Origin of the sequence: Mycolicibacter arupensis (assembly GCF_002086515.1) — a bacterium.
Lineage (GTDB): Bacteria > Actinomycetota > Actinomycetes > Mycobacteriales > Mycobacteriaceae > Mycobacterium > Mycobacterium arupense.
In genome coordinates this window covers 1-18986 of record NZ_MVHH01000020.1, presented here as the reverse complement: position 1 = coordinate 18986, position 18986 = coordinate 1, and the positions used below count along the sequence as shown (strand labels likewise).

Below are 18986 nucleotides of genomic sequence, written 5' to 3'. Positions count from 1 at the left end.
TCAGTGAAGCCCTTCTGCCAGGGGCGCCAATGCCAGCGAGGGCAGGAAGGTCAGGGCGACCAGGATGACCGTCACGCCGACCACCAGCCCGACGAACTGGGGCTTGTGGGTGGGCAGCGTGCCCAGCGATTCCGGCGCACTGCCTTGGGCTGCCAGCGCACCGGCCAGGGCGAGCACCACAATGATCGGCACGAATCTGCCGAGGAGCATGGCGATTCCGAGCGTGGTCTCAAACCACGTCCCGTTGGCCGCCAGGCCGGCGAATGCCGAGCCGTTGTTGTTGGCCGCGGAGGTGAATGCGTACAGCACTTCGGAGAGGCCGTGCGGCCCGGAGTTGGCCATCGCCGAGCGAGGACCCGGTAACGCGATCGAGATCGCCGTTCCACACAGCACGATCACCGGCATGACCAGGAAATAGCTTGCGGCCAGCTTGATCTCGCGCGCGCCGATCTTCTTCCCCAGATACTCCGGCGTGCGCCCCACCATCAGGCCGGCGACGAACACCGTGATCACCGCCAGGATCAAGATGCCGTACAGGCCCGAACCGACACCGCCGGGGGCCACCTCCCCCAACTGCATGTCGACCATCGTCATCAACCCGCCCAGGCTGGTGTAGGAGTCGTGCGCGGAGTCCACCGCACCGGTGGAAGTCAGCGTGGTGGCGGCAGCGAAGACCGCCGAGTCGGCCACTCCGAACCGCTGCTCGATCCCCTCGGTCGCGGCCCCGACCGCGGTGGGGACGGTGCCGTGGTGGACCAGCTGCGCCCAGCTGAGCAGGCCCACGCCGATGAAGGCGAGTACGGCCATGACCGCGACGATCGCGTGGCCCTGTTTGGTGGCCCCCACCATGCGGCCGAACGTGCGCGGCAGCGAGAACGCGATGACCAGCAGCAGGAAGATCTCGACCCAGTTGGTCCATGAGGTCGGGTTCTCAAACGGGTGTGCGGAGTTGGCGTTGTAGAAGCCACCACCGTTGGTGCCCAGCAGCTTGATCGCCTCCTGGCCGGCCACCGGACCACCGGGAATGGTCTGGGACATACCGGCGACGGTGGTGACGGCCTGATCATGGAGGTGGAAGTTCTCGACGACGCCGCCGGCGATCAACACCACAGCGCCGGCCACCGCCAGCGGCGCCAGGATGCGCAGGGCACCGCGAACCAGGTCGACCCAGAAGGAGCCCAGCACCGCGGTGCGCCGGCCGACGAAGCCACGGACGAAGGCGACGGCGACCGCCATACCGACTGCGGCAGAGACGAAGTTCTGCACCCCCAGACCGGCCATCTGCACCAGATGCCCCTGGGTGGATTCACCGGCGTAGGCCTGCCAGTTGGTGTTGGTGACAAAGCTGACCGCGGTGTTCCACGCCAGGCCGGGCGTCATCGGCGTCGCCGGCTGGTGCAGGTGCAGCGGGAGCCTGCCCTGAATCAACTGCAGCCCGAACAGAAAGACCACGCAGACCGCGGAGAACGCCAGGACGCTGCGCGCGTAGGCGGCCCAGGTCTGCTTGGATTCCGGGTCGACGCCGATTGCCGAATAGATCAACCGCTCACTGCGGGAGTGCGTTTGGCGCTCATACACCCGATACATATAGTCGCCCAGCGGGATGTGGGCCGCTGCCAGCGCCAAGACCAACGACGCCAGGAACACGGCGCCCGCGACTGCGGTGCTCAATCAGAACCCTTCCGGGAACAGCAGTGCCGCGACCAGCAGTGCGAGCACCAGAACGGTCAACGCCAGGCTGACCACATTGGCGATGCTCACAGCCGCTCGGCCAGCTTCAGCATCCCGCCGAGAACGGCGAAGATCAGCACAGTCAGCAGTAGGTAGGCCAGGACAGCCACGCGTTCTCCCTCTCGCAGAACCCGACCGGGTCTGCCACGAAGCTAGACCGGTTGCGCGGCCAGGGCAGCGACCGTTGACGGTTTCTTAACGCTCGGCACGGCGACCTTTACGGACCGATAACGCGTCCGGGCGCCGTCAGGCGATGGAGAGAACGATGCCGTCCAAGATGTCGTGCTCGCTGACCACCAACTCCGCGATGCCGGGGCGCTCAGCCAGGACGCGGGCCAGCTCCTGCACCACGATGGCTCCGCCGCCGATCACGTCCACCCGGCCGGGATGCATCGGGCCCAGGGCAGCCCGCTGCGCGCGACTCATGCCGATCAGCCGGTCGCAGCCCGCCAACAGGTCATCGAAGCCGATCCGGGACAGGTGAATTGCGGTCGAGTCGTATTCGGGCAGCTGCAGCGCCAGCGCCGCCAGCGTCGTCATGGTGCCCGCCACTCCCACCCAGGTGCGGGCGTGCTGCACCGGGACCACCGCGAACGCCTCGTCGAGCAGCGCGCGGGCCACGCCACGGGCGTCGGCCACCTCGGCATCGGTCGGTGGATCCGAGTGCAGGCACCGCTCGGTCAGCCGAACGCAGCCGACATTGGCGGAGTAGCTGGCCGAGACCCCGGCGTCCGGGTCACCGAGCACCAGCTCGGTGGATCCACCGCCGAGGTCGACGACCACGAATGGTCCCTCGGCACTGTCCAATTCGCCCACCGCACCGCGGAAGGACAGCTCGGCCTCCTGCTGCCCGGTGATAACCTCGGCAACCGCACCCGCGACGGCCCTGCCCAGCACCTGCGCCGTCATGTCAAAGAACACGTCACGGTTGGCCGCGTCCCGGGTTGCTGACGTGGCCACCATCCGCACCCGGGAAACATCATGGGCCACAAGCAGATCTGCATAGTCGGCCAGCGCGGCACGAGTGCGCTCCAGCGCCTCGGGGGCGAACCGTCCGGTGGCGTCGACGCCCTCACCCAGCCGGACGATGCGCATCTCGCGGTGTACCTCGCGCAGCCGGCCGTCCACGGGCTCGGCGATCAACAGGCGAATCGAGTTGGTGCCGCAGTCGACTCCCGCGATGCGGGTCGGCCCGCTCACAGCCAGTCCTGCGGCACCAGGATGCCGGCCATCGCGGGCTCGGCGGCCAGAATGGCCAGTGCCTCGTCCCCGAACGGGTTGACGCCGCGCCCCTTGGCCAAGGCGTGCGCCATCAGCACGTGCAGGCACTTGACTCGATCGGGCATGCCGCCGCCGGTGAAGGTGGTGCCCAGCGGCTCGATGGCGTCTCGTTCGGCCAGGTAGGACTCGTGGGCGGCCCGGTAGGCGGCGGCCACGTCGGAATCGTGCTGCAACCGCTCCGTCATCTGCGCCATCAGGCCCGCCGACTCCAGACGACTGGCTGCCGCCGTCAGCGCAGGCAGGGTGAGGTAGTACAGCGTCGGAAACGGTGTTCCGTCAGGCAGTCTCGGTGCCGTCTTGACCACCGCCGGCTCCCCATTGGGACAGCGGTAGGCGATCTCCAGGACGCCTCGGGGTTCTCGGCCCAACTGCCGGCCCACCGCGTCCAGGTCCGCGGGATCAACCACCGGGCACCGCCGGCACGGGCAGGGCGGGCGGTTCCGGCGCGCCGGGCGCCACCGGCACCGGGTGCGGCGCATCGGCGATGGTGCGCCACAGCGCCGTGTACCAGGGGTCATCGCTGGGGACCGGCGCGGCTTCGGCGCCCGGTTCTCCCGGGATCTGCGGGACGCCGGGCAGCTGGACCTGGTAGGGAATCTCGCCGGGCATGACGAAACCGAGCCGCTGGCGGGCCTGCGCCCGGATGTGCGCGGGGTCTTCCAGGTTGGCCTTCTGTTGCTGTAGGTCGGTGATCTGGTGGTGCAGGGTGTTCTCCAATTGGGACTGCTGTTTCATCTCGGCATGCTGGGCGAAGAACGTGCGGACCGGCCCGGCGAGGGTCAGGGTGAGCACACACATGACCGCCGCCATGATGACCGCTCGCCGGGCGGTGAAACCCACCCGAAGTTCCGAGCTCTGCTCGGCCGCCGCCGCAAAAGCCCGCTTGACCGCTCCGGCCGGTGACGGTGGCGGGGTGCGCGAGGCACCCGCCCCACGCCGCACCGCCGGCGCGGGGCGCGGGCGCGGACGTCCGGTTTCGCCGCCCCGTCCCGGCCGAGACGGCGCGGCACGCCGCTTGGCGTCAGGCCGTTTCGGATCGGACATGGCAGCGGCCCCTGGCTGCTACTTGGTCTCCGGCGCGTAGCGGGGGAAGGCCAGCTCGCCGGCGTAGCGGGCGGCGTCGCCGAGTTCTTCCTCGATCCGCAGCAACTGGTTGTACTTGGCCACCCGCTCACTGCGGGCCGGGGCACCGGTCTTGATCTGGCCGCTGCTGACCGCCACCGCCAGGTCGGCGATGGTGGTGTCCTCGGTCTCGCCGCTGCGGTGGCTCATCATGGTGCGGTAACCGCTGTGGTGGGCCAGGGTGACCGCGTCCAGGGTCTCGGTGAGCGTGCCGATCTGGTTGACCTTGACCAGCAGCGCATTCGCCGCGCCCCGCTCGATGCCCTCCTCGAGCCGTTCGGGGTTGGTGACGAAGAGGTCGTCGCCGACGAGCTGCACCCGGTCCCCGATCGCCGAGGTCAGCGACACCCAGCCGTCCCAGTCGTCCTCGGACAGCGGGTCCTCGATGGACACCAGCGGGTAGGCGTCGAGCAGCGTGGCGTAGAACTCGGCCAGCTGGGCGGCGGTGCGGTTCTGCTTCTCGAACGCGTAGCCGCTGCCCTCGGTGTAGAACTCGGTGGCCGCGACGTCGAGGGCCAGCGCGACATCGGTGCCCAACGTGAGCCCGGTGGCCTCGATCGCGGTGCTGATCAGGTCGAGCGCGGCGGTGGTGCCGGCGACGTCGGGGGCGAAACCGCCCTCGTCACCCAGGCCGGTGGACAGCCCCTGCTTCTTCAGCACTGCCTTGAGCGAGTGGTAGACCTCGGTGCCCCAGCGCAGCGCCTCGGCGAAGTTCGGGGCGCCGATCGGGGCGACCATGAACTCCTGGACATCGACGCCGGTGTCGGCGTGCGCGCCGCCGTTGAGGATGTTCATCATCGGCACCGGCAGGATGTGGGCGTTGGGACCGCCGAGGTAGCGGTACAGCGGCAGGGCCGCGGAGTCGGCGGCCGCCTTGGCCACCGCCAGCGACACACCGAGCATGGCGTTGGCACCCAGCCGGGACTTGTCCGGCGTGCCGTCGAGGTCCACCAGGGCCTGGTCCACCAGACGCTGGTCGTCGGCGCTGATCCCGATGACCGCCGGCGCGATCTGGTCCAGCACCGCGTTGACCGCCTTCTGCACACCCTTGCCGCCGTAGCGGGTGCCACCGTCGCGCAGCTCCACGGCTTCGTGCTCCCCGGTGGAGGCACCGGAGGGCACCGCGGCCCGGGCGAAGGTGCCGTCCTCCAGCGCAACCTCGACCTCGACCGTGGGGTTGCCGCGGGAATCGAGGATCTCGCGGGCGCCGACCTGCTGGATGATGGGCACTGACTTCTCCTTGAACTGGGTGGGGCTGGCCGTGGTAAGGCTACGTCAGCCTATGGGGCCTCTTGGGAGCCTAACGGTGGGACCTACCACCGACCTCACAACGGGCGGCCGGCCGCGTACGCGGCGGCCCAATCTCGCACCGCGCGGGCATAGGCCTCCGAGTCGTTGTAGGCCATCAACGCCGTCATCCAGCCCTGCGGTGTGGCGAGGTCCTTGCCGCGCCAACACAGATACCCGGCCGCGGACAACGCGGCGTCGTCGATGTTGTCCGGGCTCACAATCCCGTCATTGTTGGCATCGACGCCGTAGAGGCGCCAGGTCTCCGGAATGAACTGCATCGGGCCCATCGCGCGGACCACGCCGTCGTCGTCGGCCAGATCCGGGTCGACCTCCTCCACGATGTGCAGGTTGCCCCCGGAGCCGTCGAGCCGCACGCCGCGGATCTTGGGCCGCACGTCACCGTTGCGGTCCACCGTGGCGTTGTTGTACTGGCCGTGATGACTCTCGATCTGGCCGATGCCCGCCAGGGTGGTCCAGCCCAGGTGACAGTCGGGGTTCTCCACCTCTGCGACCCGCGCGGCGTAGGCGTAGGCCTCCAACGCGGTGATCGGAATCCCGAGCAACGGAGCCCGCTCCGCGGCCCAGTGATAGAGCTGGTCTGCGGGCCGTCCCTTGGCCGGGTTGGTGCTCACCGGCGGGACCGGGTCCCCCGGCGGCGGCGGCACGCCCTGCGGGATCGGATTACCGAGCTGCCAGCTGCAGCTGGATGCCAGCAGCACCGCCGTCGCGCCCACAACAGCGGCCGTGCGCAGCCAACGTAGCGCCGACACCGATCTCCCCAGTCTCGAATCCATGGTTTTGCGTCCATCGTTCCATGACTGATCGGTGACCGAGTCACCACCGAATGCGCGGACGGTTCCTACGCCCCGCACAATGCGGCTCTACCTGCATGGATCCGGCGGGTCTAGCCGGTCAGCTCACCGTGCTCCGGATCGGCGAGCAACGCGTCACGCGCCCGGGCCACCCGGGACCTGATGGTGCCCACCGGGCAACCGCAGACCGCCGCGGCGTCGTTGTAGGACAGGCCGAACAGCTGAGTCAGCAGCAATGCCTCACGCTGGTCGGTCGACAGGCCGGCGATCAGCGCGGTCACCTCGACGACGTCCTCGAACCCGCGCGAGGGCCGGTCACGGTCCAGCAGCAGCTCGGGGTCGGCGCCCGGTGCGGTGCGCGGACGTGACTTGAGATACCGGATGTGGTCGGCGACCACACGGCGGGCGATGGCCAACAACCAGGTTCGGGCACTGGAACGGCCGGCGAACCGCGGGATGGCCCCGATCGCCCGCAGGAAGGTCTCCTGGGTCAGGTCGTCGGCGCTGACCCCGTCGAAGAGGTAGGCGACGAATCGCCAGACGTCATGCTGGGTCGCCTTGATGAAGGCCTCCAGCGCGCGGGAATCACCGCCGGCGGCGGCAACGGCGAGAGCGGTGACAACGTCGTCGTCGACCCGATCAGCAACCGCCATGAACACACACCCTAGCGGGTCCACGGCGTCATTACGACGCATGGTCGTAGGACCGCCGGCACTGTTGACCGACCGCAGATGGCGGCGCCGGCCATGCCCGGCGGCCGCGGCCGGCGACACCCCGGCACGCGCCACCGCCGCGTCGTCGCGGGCGGCGGACGAGCCCGCCCCACCCTGACGCTGACGCGCCACCAGCAAAGCAAAAGCCAGGCCCACCAGGACCGGCACATGACTGGCGACCCGTGCCGCCGTCACCTGGCCGTGGTAGGCGTCGATGGCCACGTAGCCGCCCAGGGCCAGGGCGTAGACGCCCGCGATCGCAGCGACGCCCGCGGCCACCGCCGGCCAGATGCCCGCCGCGATCATCGCCCCGCCCAGCGCCAGCAACCATGCGGTGGACTCGTGCAGCAAATGCGCCCCGGTGGCGGCCCCGTGCCCGTGTCCGTGCCCGTGCGCCGACACCATGCCGAAGTCCACTCCGGCGATCTGGATGGCCGCCATCGCCACCTGGAACACCCCGACGCCGATCAAGGCGACCCGCCGGAAGCTCCACCGCGTCGGGCCACTGCCGGTGATCTGATCGGTGACCGACCTCACCCCGGCGGCAGCCAGGATCTGCGCGGCCAGGTCGGGGCCGGACTGCGCGTCGGCCCCGCTGTCGATCTCGGAGAGGCGGCGGGCCTGGGCCGCCGCACCCACCAGCCAGCGCCGGCACCCGCGGCATGACGCGAGGTGCGCGTCCACCTGCTGGGCAGGCAACTCCTGCTGCTCGCCGTCGAGCAGCGACGACAGTGTCTCGCGCACCACCTCGCACCGCATGCCGACATCGTCGCTCATTCCGCGTCCCGGCACAAAGATTCTCCGGGATGGAACTGAACCGGTTCGGGGTGCGACTACTGACTGTGCGAACAACGTGCGACGCCGTCGGGGAGGTCGGCGCTCCATGACGGCACCGGTCTGGCTGGCGTCGCCTCCTGAGGTGCACTCTGCGCTGCTCAGCGCGGGGCCGGGCGTCGGCCCGCTGCTGGAGTCGGCCTCGGCGTACTCGGCGATCAGCTCCGAATACGCCGCGGTGGCCGCCGAACTCGATGCGGTCCTGGCCGGGGTGCGGGCCGCCAGCTGGCAGGGGCCCAGCGCCCAGCAGTACGCGGCGGCGCACCTCCCGTATCTGAGCTGGCTGATCGAGAGTTCGGCACAGAGCGCGAGTGCGGCAAGCCTGCATCAGAGCGCCGCCGCGGCCTACACCGCGGCACTGGCCGGCATGCCCACGTTGGCCGAACTGGGCACCAACCACGCCGTGCACGCGACGCTGGTGGCCACGAACTTCTTCGGCATCAACACCATCCCGATCGCGGTGAACGAAGCCGACTATGCCCGGATGTGGATTCAGGCCGCAGAGATGATGAGCGTCTACCACGGCGTCGCAACGGCCGCGCTGGCCGCGGTCCCGGCGGCTGCGCCCGCACCGCCGATCCTGAACCCGGGGGCCGCGGAGGCCGCCGCACCGAGCCTGGAACAGCAGATCGCCGACCTGCTCAAGCAGTACAACATGGGCTTCGCGGACCCGATCGCCCGTTGGCTGTGGTCGCAATTGGGCGTCGACGGATATCCGATCGAGGCGTTTCCGTTCGCCAGCTCGGTCACCCAGATGCTGCTGCAGATCCCCGGGATGACGCCGATCCTGGCCGGAGCGTTGGGATGGTCCACCTTCCACACGCTGATGCTGGTGTGGCCGATGGGTCAGATCGCCGTGCAGCTGGCGATCCCGATCATGCTGGCCGCGGCGCCCGCCCTGGCCGCCGCCGCCGGACTCGGGGCGCTCGGGGCGATCGGCGCCGTGGGGACCGGCCAGGTGGCAGACCCGCCCCTGCCGATCCCGATGGGCAGCGTGAGCCCGTCTCTTCCCCCGACCGTCCCCGTGCCGACCGGAGCCGAGGCGTGTGCCTGCGCGGACCCGATCTCCTCGGCCGGTGCGACCACGCCGAGCACCGTCAGTGCGGGCCTGCCGGCCGGCGGAGGCGCGGCGGGTGGAGGCCCGGGCGTCGGCTTCGGTCCCACGTCCTGCCTGTACCTGGTGGGCAGTGCCTCGGCGTCGGCCCGGCGCTCCAGTGGTGCGCGGCGTTCCCGCAGTGCCGAGGAAGACGCCTCGGAGAGCCAGGGCGCCCCGGGAGAGGCAACGACGCAGGCCCTGGCCGCCAAGCGCCGGCAGCGCCGGCGCGCCAAGCAGCGCGGGTTCGGCGACGAATACATGGACATGGACATGGACATCGACGTCAGGCCGGACTGGGGTACTCCGTCAGACCGCGCGGGCGCCTCGCAGAGCGGCGCGGGTCCGCTCGGGTTCGCCGGTACGGCCGCGGACACTCACCGGCGGGCCGCCGGGATCGCGGTGCTCACCGGAGACGGCCTGGACGCCGAGCCGCGGATGCCGATGCTCCCGGGCAGTTGGGGCGACGAGACCGGCTAGCCCTGCGGCCAGTGGGCGCGCCACTGGTCTTCGGTGGGCGCCCCGTCGATCACCTTTTCCACCGACCGCACGGTGTCCATGAGGTCCAAGACCGCTGCCCGCAGTTGATTCTCGGCATCGACACCGGCGGAAACGGTGACCGTGGTGACCTGATCGGGAATGAGATCCGCGGGCACGCCGGCACGGGCCAGGCGCTGGAGCACCTTGCTCGCCAGCGCCAAGGCCGGCTGAGCTGTCGGCAGGTCGTCAAGAATCGAGTCACGCGACTGCTTTTCCAGAGCCTTGCGTTCCTCCCACTGCGCCACCTGGTCCGCCATCGTGATCTGCTCACCGGCGAGCACCGCCGGAGCCCGATTGGCGAGCTTGCGCAGCAGCGACTCGGCGACGTCATCGATGCAGAACCGGTTCTCCGTCGCGTCCTCGGCGATGCGGGCATGGAACAGCACCTGCAGCAGCACGTCACCAAGCTCGGCGCACAGCTGCTCGGGGTCGCCACCGCGGATCGCGTCGAACAGCTCGTAGGTCTCCTCCAGCAGGAACCGGCGCAGCGAGTCGTGGGTCTGCTCGCTCTCCCACGGACCGGTGCTGCGCAACCGGTCCATCACCGCGACCGCGTCGATCAGCCGCTCCCCAGGCGACGCATCCGGCACCGCGATCAGCGCATCACCGGCGGCCAGCCGGGCGAGGACGTCGGGATGGTTGCGGTCCGACGACAGCAGCACCGGAGCATCTGCGCCGCAGAGCACCGATCGCGCCGCCGGCAACGACCACGGGACCACGATCGGCAGTTCCTCGGTGTAGGCGACCTCCCCGGCCAGCAGCGCGAGAGCTTCGACCGGAACCAGCGAGGGCCGGCGGGGGTCGACCAAGACGACGGTCATCGTGGCCTACCGTACTGCGGGTACCGCGCCGGTGACGTCGACACTGCCCTGCGGTTTGCCGTCCAGCGCCGAAATCAGATCGGCCACCATCTGGACGAGTTCGATGTCGCGCAGACGCGGCGCGCCGACGGCGGCGCCCGCGCCGCCGGCCCGCGGAATCGGGACCTGCACGGTGGACGTGGTGGCGCGGTAGCTCGCCGAGGGGTGCATCCGCTTGAGCCGCAACTGGGCAGAGTCCGGCAGGGTCATCGGGGCGAGCCGCAGTGTGGTCGCCGACGCCGCCGAGACCTCGGTGACTCCGGCTGCGCGGCACAGCAGCCGCAGCCGGGCCACCGCCACCAGTCGGTCGGCCGGTTCGGGCAGCGGCCCGTAGCGGTCGGTCAGCTCCTCGATCACCGCGCCGATCGCTGCCTCGTCGGGGGCGGCCGCCAGCCGGCGGTAGGCCTCCAGCCGCAGCCGATCGGAGTTGATGTACTCCGGCGGCAGATGGGCATCCACGGGCAGGTCGATCCGGACGTCCTTGACCTCCTCGGTGGTGACCGTCTCGCCGTTGAACGCCGCCCGGTACGCCTCGACGGCCTCGCCGACCAGGCGCACATACAGGTCGAAACCCACCCCGGCGACGTGCCCGGACTGCTCCACCCCCAGCACATTGCCGGCCCCACGGATCTCCAGGTCTTTCATGGCCACCGCCATGCCGGCGCCCAATTCGTTGTTCTGGGCGATGGTGGCCAGCCGGTCGTGGGCCGTCTCGGTCAGCGGCGTCTCGCGCGGGTACAGGAAGTAGGCGTAGCCCCGTTCCCGGCTGCGGCCCACCCGGCCCCGCAACTGGTGCAGCTGCGACAGGCCGAAGGTGTCGGCGCGCTCGACGATCAGGGTGTTGGCGTTGGAGATGTCCAGGCCGGTCTCGATGATCGTGGTGCACACCAAGATGTCGTACTCCCGATTCCAGAAGCCCTGCACCGTGGTTTCCAGCATCTCCTCGGGCATCTGCCCGTGCGCGACGACCACCCGGGCCTCGGGTATCAGATTCCGCACCCGGGCGGCGGCGGCGTCGATCGAGCTGACCCGGTTGTGCACGTAGAACACCTGGCCGTCGCGCAGCAGCTCGCGGCGCAGTGCGGCGGCCACCTGTTTGTCGTCATGAGCGCCGACATAGGTCAGCACCGGGTAGCGGTCTTCGGGTGGGGTGAGGATGGTCGACATCTCCCGGATGCCGGCCAGGCTCATCTCCAGGGTGCGCGGGATCGGGGTAGCGCTCATGGTGAGCACGTCGACGTGGGTGCGCAGGGCCTTGATGTGCTCTTTGTGCTCGACGCCGAAGCGCTGCTCCTCGTCAACGATCACCAGCCCGAGGTCCTTCCAGCGCACCCCGGTCTGCAGCAGCCGATGCGTGCCGATCACCACATCCACCGAGCCATCGGCCAGGCCGGCGACGGTGGCCTTGGATTCGGCCGGATCGGTGAACCGCGACAGTCCCTTGACGGTGACCGGGAAACCGGCCATCCGGGTGCTGAAGGTCTGCAGATGCTGGTCGGCCAGCAGTGTGGTGGGCACCAGGACCGCGACCTGCTTGCCGTCCTGCACGGCTTTGAATGCCGCCCGCACCGCGATCTCGGTCTTGCCGTATCCGACGTCGCCGCAGATCACCCGGTCCATCGGGACGGGTTTCTCCATGTCGGACTTGACCTCGCTGATGGCGGTCAACTGGTCCATGGTCTCGGTGAACCCGAACGCGTCCTCCATCTCGGCCTGCCATGGCGTGTCCGGAGCGAACGCATGGCCGGGTGCCGCCTGGCGTTTGGCGTAGAGGGCGACGAGTTCGTCGGCGATCTCGCGGACCGCTTTACGCGCCTTGGTCTTGGTCTGGCTCCAGTCGCTGCCGCCGAGCCGGCTCAGCGCCGGGGCCTGCCCACCGACGTAGCGAGAGAGCTGGTCCAGGGAGTCCATCGGGACGTAGAGCTTGTCGGTTCCGTTGGCGCCACGTTTGCCCGAGGCGTATTCCAGCACCAGGTATTCGCGGCGCGCGCCGCCGACGGTGCGCTCGGTCATCTCCACGAACTTGCCGATGCCGTGCTGATCGTGGACCACCAGATCCCCGGCCGTCAGCGCCAGGGGGTCGACGGCGTTGCGGCGTTTGGCCGCCAGCCGCTTGCCTTCCGGTCCACTGACCCGATTTCCGGTCAGGTCGGCCTCGGTGACCACCACCAGCTCGGCGCCGGGTATCACCAGGCCCTCGTGCAGCGGCCCCTGCAGCACCCCCACCACCCCGGGTTGGGGCGCCGTCCCGGCGTCCAACAGCGTTGCCGCGGTTTCGGACTCGGCCAATTGCTCGACGATTCGCCGGGCCGTGCCCACGCCGGGGGCGACGACGGCCGCACGTCCGCCCGTCGCGATGTGCGCCCGCAGCATGGCGAAGATCTCGTCGATATCGCGTTGGCGGCCGCGCGCCGACGGCGACGGACGGACGTCGAGTTCGATCGCGTCGGGATCGGGCAACTGGCTCAGCGTCCACCACGGATGCCCGGAGTCCAGGGCCGCCTTCTTGACCTCGGCCAAGTCGCGGAAGCCCGATCCGCCGAGCTGTTCGATGTCGATCGGTGCGTCGCCTCCGATCGCGGCGACCGACCAGGAAGCCTCGAGAAACTCCCTCCCGGTCTTGATCAGGTCGGCGGCGCGGGCGCGGATCTTTTCGGGATCGCAGAGCAGCACCGGTGTGCCCGCAGCCAGCTGGTCGGTGAGCAGGGCCTGCGGTCCGGGCCGCAGCACCGAGCTCAACGCCTCCATACCGTCGACCGGGATGCCCTCGGCCAGCTTGGCCAGCATGTCGCCGACGGTGCCGGTGACGGCGTTGTCGGTCTCGGGCTGCTCCAGCGCCAGGTCCGCGGCGCGGGCCCGCACATCGTCGGTGAGCAGCAGTTCCCGGCAGGGCACCGCGACCACGGTGCCGACCTCGACCTCGGGGATGGAGCGCTGGTCGGCCACCGAGAACGGCCGGATCTCGGTGATCTCGTCGCCCCAGAACTCGATGCGCGCCGGGTGTTCGGCCGTCGGCGGGAACAGGTCGAGGATGCCGCCGCGGACGGCGAACTCACCGCGCTTGCCCACCAGGTCCACCCGGGTGTAGGCCAACTCGACCAGCCGGGCGATCACCGTCTCGAACGCAGTCTCATCACCGACGGCCAGCATGACCGGCTCGATGGCATCGAGTTGGCCGGTCATCGGCTGCAGCAGGGACCGGGCGGTGGTCACCACCACCCGCAGCGGTGGACCCAGTCGCGCGTCGTCGGGGCAGGCCAGCCGGCGCAGCAGCAGCAGGCGGGCGCCGACGGTGTCCACACCGGGTGAGAGCCGCTCGTGCGGCAGCGTCTCCCAGGACGGGAACAACGCCACCGCGTCGCCGTAGACGCCGCGCAGTTCCGCGGTCAGGTCGTCGGCCTCGTGGCCGGTGGCGGTGACCACGAGCAGCGGGGTGTTGCGGGCCAGGGCGGCCGCGGTGAACGGCCGCGCACCCACCGGGCCGACCAGGGTCAGTTCCGCGGGTGATCCGCCCGCGCGCTCGATGAGTTCGAGGAATGCCGGCGCGCTCAGCGCCAGGTCTACGAGCCCCGCTATCGGGGTTTGGACAGTCTGGTACCCCGGTGCGGTCATGATGCGGGCAATTCTAAGCGGTGCGGCGCAGGCCCCCGATTGGCAGTGGCGGGCACGCCCTATTCGTCGTGCAGCGTCGGATCGGACTCCAGGTGCGTCAATCCGTTCCAACACAGATTGACCAGGTGCGCGGCCACCACTTCCTTCTTGGGTTCACGGACGTCGAGCCACCACTGGGCCGTCATCGACACCGAACCCACCAGCGCCTGGGCGTACAGCGGTGCGGTCTCGGGGTCCAGACCGCGCTTGGCGAAGTCGCCGGCCAGGATCGACGACACCTGCCCGATCGCGTCGTTGAGCAGTGTCGAATAGGTGCCCGAACTGATCGACGCCGGAGAGTCGCGGATCAGGATGCGGAAACCGTCGGTGTGCTCGTCAACGTAGGTCAGCAGGGCCAACGCGACGCGCTCCACGCGCAGCCGGGACTGATTGTTGGTGGCTTTGGTCAGCGATGTGGTGATGCCGTCCAGCAACGCCGACATCTCACGGTCGACCACCACCGCGTACAGGCCCTCTTTGCCGCCGAAGTGCTCATAGACCACTGGCTTGGACACATTCGCGCGCTGGGCGATCTCCTCGATGGAGGTGCCCTCATACCCGCGCTCGGCGAACAATGAGCGGGCCACATCGATGAGTTGGTGCCGACGCTCGCTACCTGTCATCCGGGCTCGCGGCGCCCGACCGTCCTTGTCCAGACCAGCCACGCGACCAGGGTAGTCCGTTGGATAGAGTCACTGGGCAGCACCGATCCGTCGTGGTGTAATCGGCAGCACCTCTGATTTTGGTTCAGATAGTTCAGGTTCGAGTCCTGGCGACGGAGCTCATGGATTTGCGCGCACTTTTGCCGCGAACGCGCGCGGAGTGACAGGCTAGACGCCGTGTCGACGCCCAACCCCACACCCGCGTCCCCGGATGCCGGCCAGCACGCCGTCATAGTCCTGGCGGCCGGAGCCGGCACCCGAATGGTCTCGGACACCCCCAAAGTGCTGCATGAGCTGGGCGGACGCAGCATGCTGTCGCACTGCCTGACAGCAGCCGCCGGTGTCACGCCCCGCCACCTGGTGGTGGTGCTGGGCCACGCCCACGACCGCATCACCGGGCCCGTCGCCGAGTTGGCGCAGGCCCTGAACTTTCCCATCGAGGTGGCGCTGCAGGACCAACAGCTGGGCACCGGTCACGCGGTGCTGTGTGGCCTGGCGGCGCTTCCGGACGATTTCACCGGCACCGTGGTGGTGACCTCCGGCGACATCCCGCTGCTGGACACCGCGACGCTGCAGGCCCTGATCGAGGCCCACCGCACCGCCCCGGCCGCGGTCACCGTGCTGACCACCACCCTGGCCGACCCCACCGGTTACGGCCGCATCCTGCACACCCAGGACGGCGAAGTCACCGCGATCGTCGAACAGGCCGATGCCACCGAATCCCAGCGCGAGATCCGCGAGGTCAACGCCGGTGTGTACGCCTTCGACATCGCCGCGCTGCGCTCGGCGCTGGGTCGCCTGGGCTCGGACAACGCCCAGCACGAGCTCTATCTGACCGACGTGATCGGCATCGTGCGCGGCGATGGCCAGGTGGTGCACGCCCGCCACGTCGACGACGCCGCGCTGGTCGCCGGTGTCAACGACCGCGTGCAGCTGTCCGAGCTGGCCGGCGCCCTCAACCGCCGCGTGGTGGCCGCACATCAGCGTGCCGGGGTCACCATCATCGACCCCGCCAGCACCTGGATCGACGTCGACGTGACCATCGGACGCGACACCACCGTCGCGCCCGGCACCCAGCTGCTGGGCCGCACCGCCGTCGGGGCGCACTGCACGATCGGGCCCGACACCACCCTGTCCGACGTCACGGTGGGCGATGGCGCATCGGTGATCCGCAGTCACGCCACGTCCGCGGCGGTCGGCGCGGGCGCCACGGTGGGGCCGTTCAGCTATCTGCGGCCCGGCACCGTACTGGGCGCGCAGGCCAAGCTGGGGGCGTTCGTCGAGACCAAGAACTCCACCATCGGCACCGGAACCAAGGTGCCGCACCTGACCTACGTCGGCGACGCCGACATCGGCGACCACAGCAACATCGGCGCCTCCAGCGTGTTCGTCAACTACGACGGCCAGACCAAACGGCGCACCACCGTCGGCTCGCACGTGCGTACCGGCTCGGACACCATGTTCGTCGCGCCGGTCAGCATCGGCGACGGGGCCTACACCGGCGCCGGGACCGTCGTACGCCACGATGTGCCCCCGGGCGCACTGGCGGTGTCCGCCGGCCCGCAACGCACTATCGAGAACTGGGTGCAACGCAAGCGGCCCGGCAGCGCGGCCGCGGCGGCGGCCGATGCCGCGAACAGTGTCGAAGAAGCCGGCCAGACTCCACCCGATCTGTCATCGTGAGCTTGATCGCGTTGAGGCAGCCCAAGGCGAAATCGCCCACCGGGCTACGTACCATAAGGCCCGAGTCAAATCGACCGAATTCCACAATCTCCTACGGCGGGGGCAGCACGTGAGCCACGACTGGACAGACAATCGCAAGAACCTGATGCTCTTCGCCGGTCGCGCGCACCCGGAACTGGCTGATCAGGTGGCCAAGGAACTGGACGTTCCGGTGACCGCGCAAACCGCCCGCGACTTCGCCAACGGCGAGATCTTCGTGCGTTTCGACGAGTCGGTGCGCGGCTGCGACGCCTTCGTGCTGCAGTCGCACCCCGCGCCGCTGAACCAGCACCTGATGGAACAGCTGATCATGATCGACGCGCTCAAGCGCGGCAGCGCCAAGCGGATCACCGCGATCCTGCCGTTCTATCCCTACGCGCGCCAGGACAAGAAGCACCGCGGCCGCGAGCCGATCTCGGCTCGCCTGGTGGCCGACCTGCTCAAGACGGCCGGCGCCGACCGGATCGTCACCGTGGACCTGCACACCGACCAGATCCAGGGCTTCTTCGACGGCCCGGTGGACCACATGCGGGCCCAGCCGCTGCTGTGCGGCCACATCCGGGACAACTACCTCAACGCCGGCAAGGACGTCGTTGTGGTCTCCCCCGACTCCGGCCGGGTGCGGGTCGCCGAGAAGTGGGCCGACTCGCTGGGCGGCGTACCGCTGGCCTTCATTCACAAGACCCGTGATCCGCGGGTGCCCAACCAGGTCAAAGCCAATCGGGTCGTCGGTGAGGTCACCGGCAAGACCTGTGTGATCACCGACGACATGATCGACACGGGCGGCACCATCGCCGGGGCGGTCGGTCTGCTGCGCGAAGCGGGGGCAGTCGAGGTGGTGATCGCCGCGACCCACGGTGTGCTGTCCAGCCCGGCATCGGAGCGGTTGGCGGCCTGCGGCGCCAGCGAGGTGATCGTCACCAACACCCTGCCGATCACCGAGGACAAGCAATTCCCGCAGCTGACCGTGCTGTCGATCGCTCCGCTGTTGGCCAGCACCATCCGGGCCGTGTTCGACAATGGTTCGGTCACAGGACTTTTCGACGGAGACGCCTGACATGGCTGACGCCGTGGTGTATCACAACCCGCGCTGTTCGACCTCACGCAAGACGCTGGAGCTGCTGCGCGACAACGGCATCGAGCCGACGATCGTGGAGTACTTGAAGAGCCCGCCGTCACGCGCGCAGCTGGCGGAGCTGATCAGCTCCGCCGGAATCGGAGTACGCCAGGCGGTGCGCACCGGCGAAGCCGTCTACGCCGAGCTGAACCTTGCCGGTGCCACCGACGACGAACTGCTCGACGCCATGGCCGCGAACCCGATCCTGATCCAGCGGCCCTTCGTCGTCACCGGTAACGGCACCCGGCTGGCCCGGCCGATAGACGCGGTCCGCGAGATCCTGTGACCGCGCTGCGTATGGCGGCCGCGGCCCTGGCGTGCACAGCACTGGTCAGCGCCGTATCCGGCTGCGGCAGCAAAACGCCGGATTACCAATCGATTTGGGGCAACGGCAGCACGACCACCACCTCATCGGAGCCCGAGGCCCCGGTCACCGTGGGGCGATATCTGGAAGACCAAGGCGTCGCGGCCGAGGCGGTGGCCCCCAACGCACTGACCGACCTGACCGTCTCGATCCCCACCCCGCCGGGCTGGACCCGGAAAGAGAACCCCATGCTGCCCAAAACGACTCTGGTCCTGGGCAAGGGCGAGAAGTTCCCGCGCGCCATCTTGAGCGTGGTCAAGGTCAGCGGCAACTTCGACTCCCATGAGGCCATCAAGCACGGGGTGGTCGACGCGCAGCTCTCGCCGAAATTCCGGCTGCTGGACGCCTCCAACGAGGACTACCAAGGTTTCCCGTCGTCGATGGTCCAGGGCACCTACGACTTGGACGGGCAGCGCCTGCACAGCTGGTTCCGGATGGTGATCGCCACCGGTTCGAAGCCGGCGGAGCAGCGTTATCTGGTGCAGCTCGCAATCACCGCCCCGGCCGAAGATGCACCCAAACAGGCCACCGACGTCGAGGCGATCATGAACGGATTCACCGTCGCCGCAAAGTAAGCCGCATCGAGGCCCGGCGCTTGTTAGAGTGCCTCACACCTGTTGAAGGGAGTTCGGCAATGTCCCTCATCCGCCTGTCATCGCTGGGGCTCGGCGTCATCGGCGTCGCCACCGGCCTGCTTACCGCGGCCACAGCTCTGGCCGACCCGCCGCCGGGCTGCACCGCGGCCGACATGGCCAACGCGGCCACCGGGGTCGCCGCCTCGACGTCGGGCTATCTGTATGCCCATCCCGACGTCAACGAGTTCTACACCGGCCTGCGCAACCGGCCCGACGACGAGATCCCCGAGGCGGTCCGCAGCTTCTTCGCCGACCACCCGCAGGCCCACGACGACCTCCTGCGGCTGCGCCAGCCCCTGACCGACTTCCGCGCCCGCTGCGGTTTGCCCCAGGCCGAGCACCCACTGCTGGACCAGTGATGAGGCGCCGGATCTGGGCCATGGCGGCGGTGACACTGACCAGCCTGCCGGGCGCAGTGGTCCTGTTCACCCCGGCCGGCACCGCCTCGGCGGGCTGTGTCGGCGTGGGCCGCCGTGTCTACGTCAGCGGCTGTGCCGACCCGGTACCGCCGCCGGCCTATTACGCGCCGCTGCCCGAAGACGTACCGCCGCCGCCACCC

General features: G+C 69.5%; 18 protein-coding genes, 1 tRNA gene and 1 pseudogene. 8 read left to right on the top strand and 12 right to left on the bottom strand.

Annotation, left to right across the window (positions count from 1 at the left end; all coding sequences use genetic code 11):
• The 9 genes and pseudogenes from kdpA to BST15_RS22650 form a co-directional block, all read right to left on the bottom strand.
• A complete protein-coding gene (kdpA, locus tag BST15_RS11415) occupies positions 1 to 1671 on the bottom strand; it encodes a potassium-transporting ATPase subunit KdpA (RefSeq protein WP_046190613.1) in 1671 nt (556 codons plus the stop codon).
• Positions 1672 to 1761, bottom strand: coding sequence for a potassium-transporting ATPase subunit F (locus BST15_RS23265; RefSeq protein WP_370759893.1), 90 nt, complete (start codon positions 1759 to 1761; stop codon positions 1672 to 1674).
• A gap of 216 nt (positions 1762 to 1977) precedes the next feature.
• Positions 1978 to 2931, bottom strand: a complete 954-nt coding sequence (locus BST15_RS11405) for a Ppx/GppA phosphatase family protein (RefSeq protein ID WP_109370644.1) — start codon at positions 2929 to 2931, stop codon at positions 1978 to 1980.
• Positions 2928 to 3419: a DUF501 domain-containing protein gene (locus BST15_RS11400; protein ID WP_046190614.1), complete on the bottom strand. Its 492-nt coding sequence runs from the start codon at positions 3417 to 3419 to the stop codon at positions 2928 to 2930. The genes BST15_RS11405 and BST15_RS11400 overlap by 4 nt, the downstream gene beginning before the upstream one ends.
• Positions 3412 to 4056: an FtsB family cell division protein gene (locus tag BST15_RS11395; RefSeq protein ID WP_046686327.1), complete on the bottom strand. Its 645-nt coding sequence runs from the start codon at positions 4054 to 4056 to the stop codon at positions 3412 to 3414. The genes BST15_RS11400 and BST15_RS11395 overlap by 8 nt, the downstream gene beginning before the upstream one ends.
• A gap of 18 nt (positions 4057 to 4074) precedes the next feature.
• Positions 4075 to 5364, bottom strand: coding sequence for a phosphopyruvate hydratase (gene eno / locus BST15_RS11390; RefSeq protein ID WP_046190616.1), 1290 nt, complete (start codon positions 5362 to 5364; stop codon positions 4075 to 4077).
• Between the two features lie 95 nt (positions 5365 to 5459).
• On the bottom strand, positions 5460 to 6194 hold the full coding sequence (locus BST15_RS11385) for a lytic transglycosylase domain-containing protein (protein ID WP_046190617.1): 735 nt from the start codon (positions 6192 to 6194) through the stop codon (positions 5460 to 5462).
• A 134-nt stretch (positions 6195 to 6328) separates the two neighbouring features.
• A complete protein-coding gene (sigC, locus tag BST15_RS22655; RefSeq protein ID WP_234708160.1) occupies positions 6329 to 6889 on the bottom strand; it encodes an RNA polymerase sigma factor SigC in 561 nt (186 codons plus the stop codon).
• A 180-nt stretch (positions 6890 to 7069) separates the two neighbouring features.
• A pseudogene (locus tag BST15_RS22650) lies at positions 7070 to 7708 on the bottom strand (DUF2275 domain-containing protein); the annotation flags it as partial.
• Positions 7709 to 7832: 124 nt separating this feature from the next.
• Between BST15_RS22650 and BST15_RS11375 the strand changes: the two are divergent.
• Positions 7833 to 9356 (top strand): PPE family protein, encoded by a 1524-nt coding sequence (locus BST15_RS11375; protein ID WP_046191496.1) that lies wholly within the window; start codon positions 7833 to 7835, stop codon positions 9354 to 9356.
• Here BST15_RS11375 and BST15_RS11370 read toward each other — a convergent pair.
• From BST15_RS11370 to BST15_RS11360, 3 genes are read right to left on the bottom strand one after another with little or no spacing between them, the layout of a single operon-like run.
• Positions 9353 to 10237 carry a nucleoside triphosphate pyrophosphohydrolase gene (locus tag BST15_RS11370; protein WP_046191497.1) on the bottom strand — a complete coding sequence of 295 codons (885 nt, stop codon included), beginning with the start codon at positions 10235 to 10237 and terminating at the stop codon, positions 9353 to 9355. The two genes, BST15_RS11375 and BST15_RS11370, sit on opposite strands and share 4 nt — an antisense overlap.
• Before the next feature lie 6 nt (positions 10238 to 10243).
• Entirely contained in the window at positions 10244 to 13888 is a 3645-nt protein-coding gene (mfd, locus tag BST15_RS11365; RefSeq protein ID WP_046294735.1) for a transcription-repair coupling factor, read from the bottom strand.
• Between the two features lie 59 nt (positions 13889 to 13947).
• The gene (locus BST15_RS11360) at positions 13948 to 14550 is read right to left on the bottom strand and encodes a TetR/AcrR family transcriptional regulator (protein WP_024442510.1); all 603 of its coding nucleotides are present in this window, start codon (positions 14548 to 14550) and stop codon (positions 13948 to 13950) included.
• A gap of 86 nt (positions 14551 to 14636) precedes the next feature.
• On the opposite strand from BST15_RS11360, the gene BST15_RS11355 reads away from it, so the two are divergent.
• The 7 genes from BST15_RS11355 to BST15_RS11325 all read left to right on the top strand — a co-directional run.
• A tRNA-Gln gene (locus BST15_RS11355) sits at positions 14637 to 14708 on the top strand.
• A gap of 58 nt (positions 14709 to 14766) precedes the next feature.
• On the top strand, positions 14767 to 16272 hold the full coding sequence (glmU, locus tag BST15_RS11350) for a bifunctional UDP-N-acetylglucosamine diphosphorylase/glucosamine-1-phosphate N-acetyltransferase GlmU (protein ID WP_046190073.1): 1506 nt from the start codon (positions 14767 to 14769) through the stop codon (positions 16270 to 16272).
• A 109-nt stretch (positions 16273 to 16381) separates the two neighbouring features.
• Positions 16382 to 17368 carry a ribose-phosphate diphosphokinase gene (locus BST15_RS11345; RefSeq protein ID WP_046190072.1) on the top strand — a complete coding sequence of 329 codons (987 nt, stop codon included), beginning with the start codon at positions 16382 to 16384 and terminating at the stop codon, positions 17366 to 17368.
• Between the two features lies 1 nt (position 17369).
• A complete protein-coding gene (gene arsC / locus BST15_RS11340; RefSeq protein WP_046190071.1) occupies positions 17370 to 17714 on the top strand; it encodes an arsenate reductase (glutaredoxin) in 345 nt (114 codons plus the stop codon).
• Positions 17711 to 18367 carry an LpqN/LpqT family lipoprotein gene (locus BST15_RS11335; RefSeq protein ID WP_046190070.1) on the top strand — a complete coding sequence of 219 codons (657 nt, stop codon included), beginning with the start codon at positions 17711 to 17713 and terminating at the stop codon, positions 18365 to 18367. The genes arsC and BST15_RS11335 overlap by 4 nt, the downstream gene beginning before the upstream one ends.
• A gap of 59 nt (positions 18368 to 18426) precedes the next feature.
• Positions 18427 to 18786, top strand: a complete 360-nt coding sequence (locus tag BST15_RS11330; protein WP_046190069.1) for a heme-binding protein — start codon at positions 18427 to 18429, stop codon at positions 18784 to 18786.
• Positions 18786 to 18986, top strand: a 201-nt coding sequence (locus BST15_RS11325) for a hypothetical protein (protein ID WP_083070954.1), incomplete at its 3' end; no start/stop codon positions are given. The genes BST15_RS11330 and BST15_RS11325, both read left to right, overlap by 1 nt.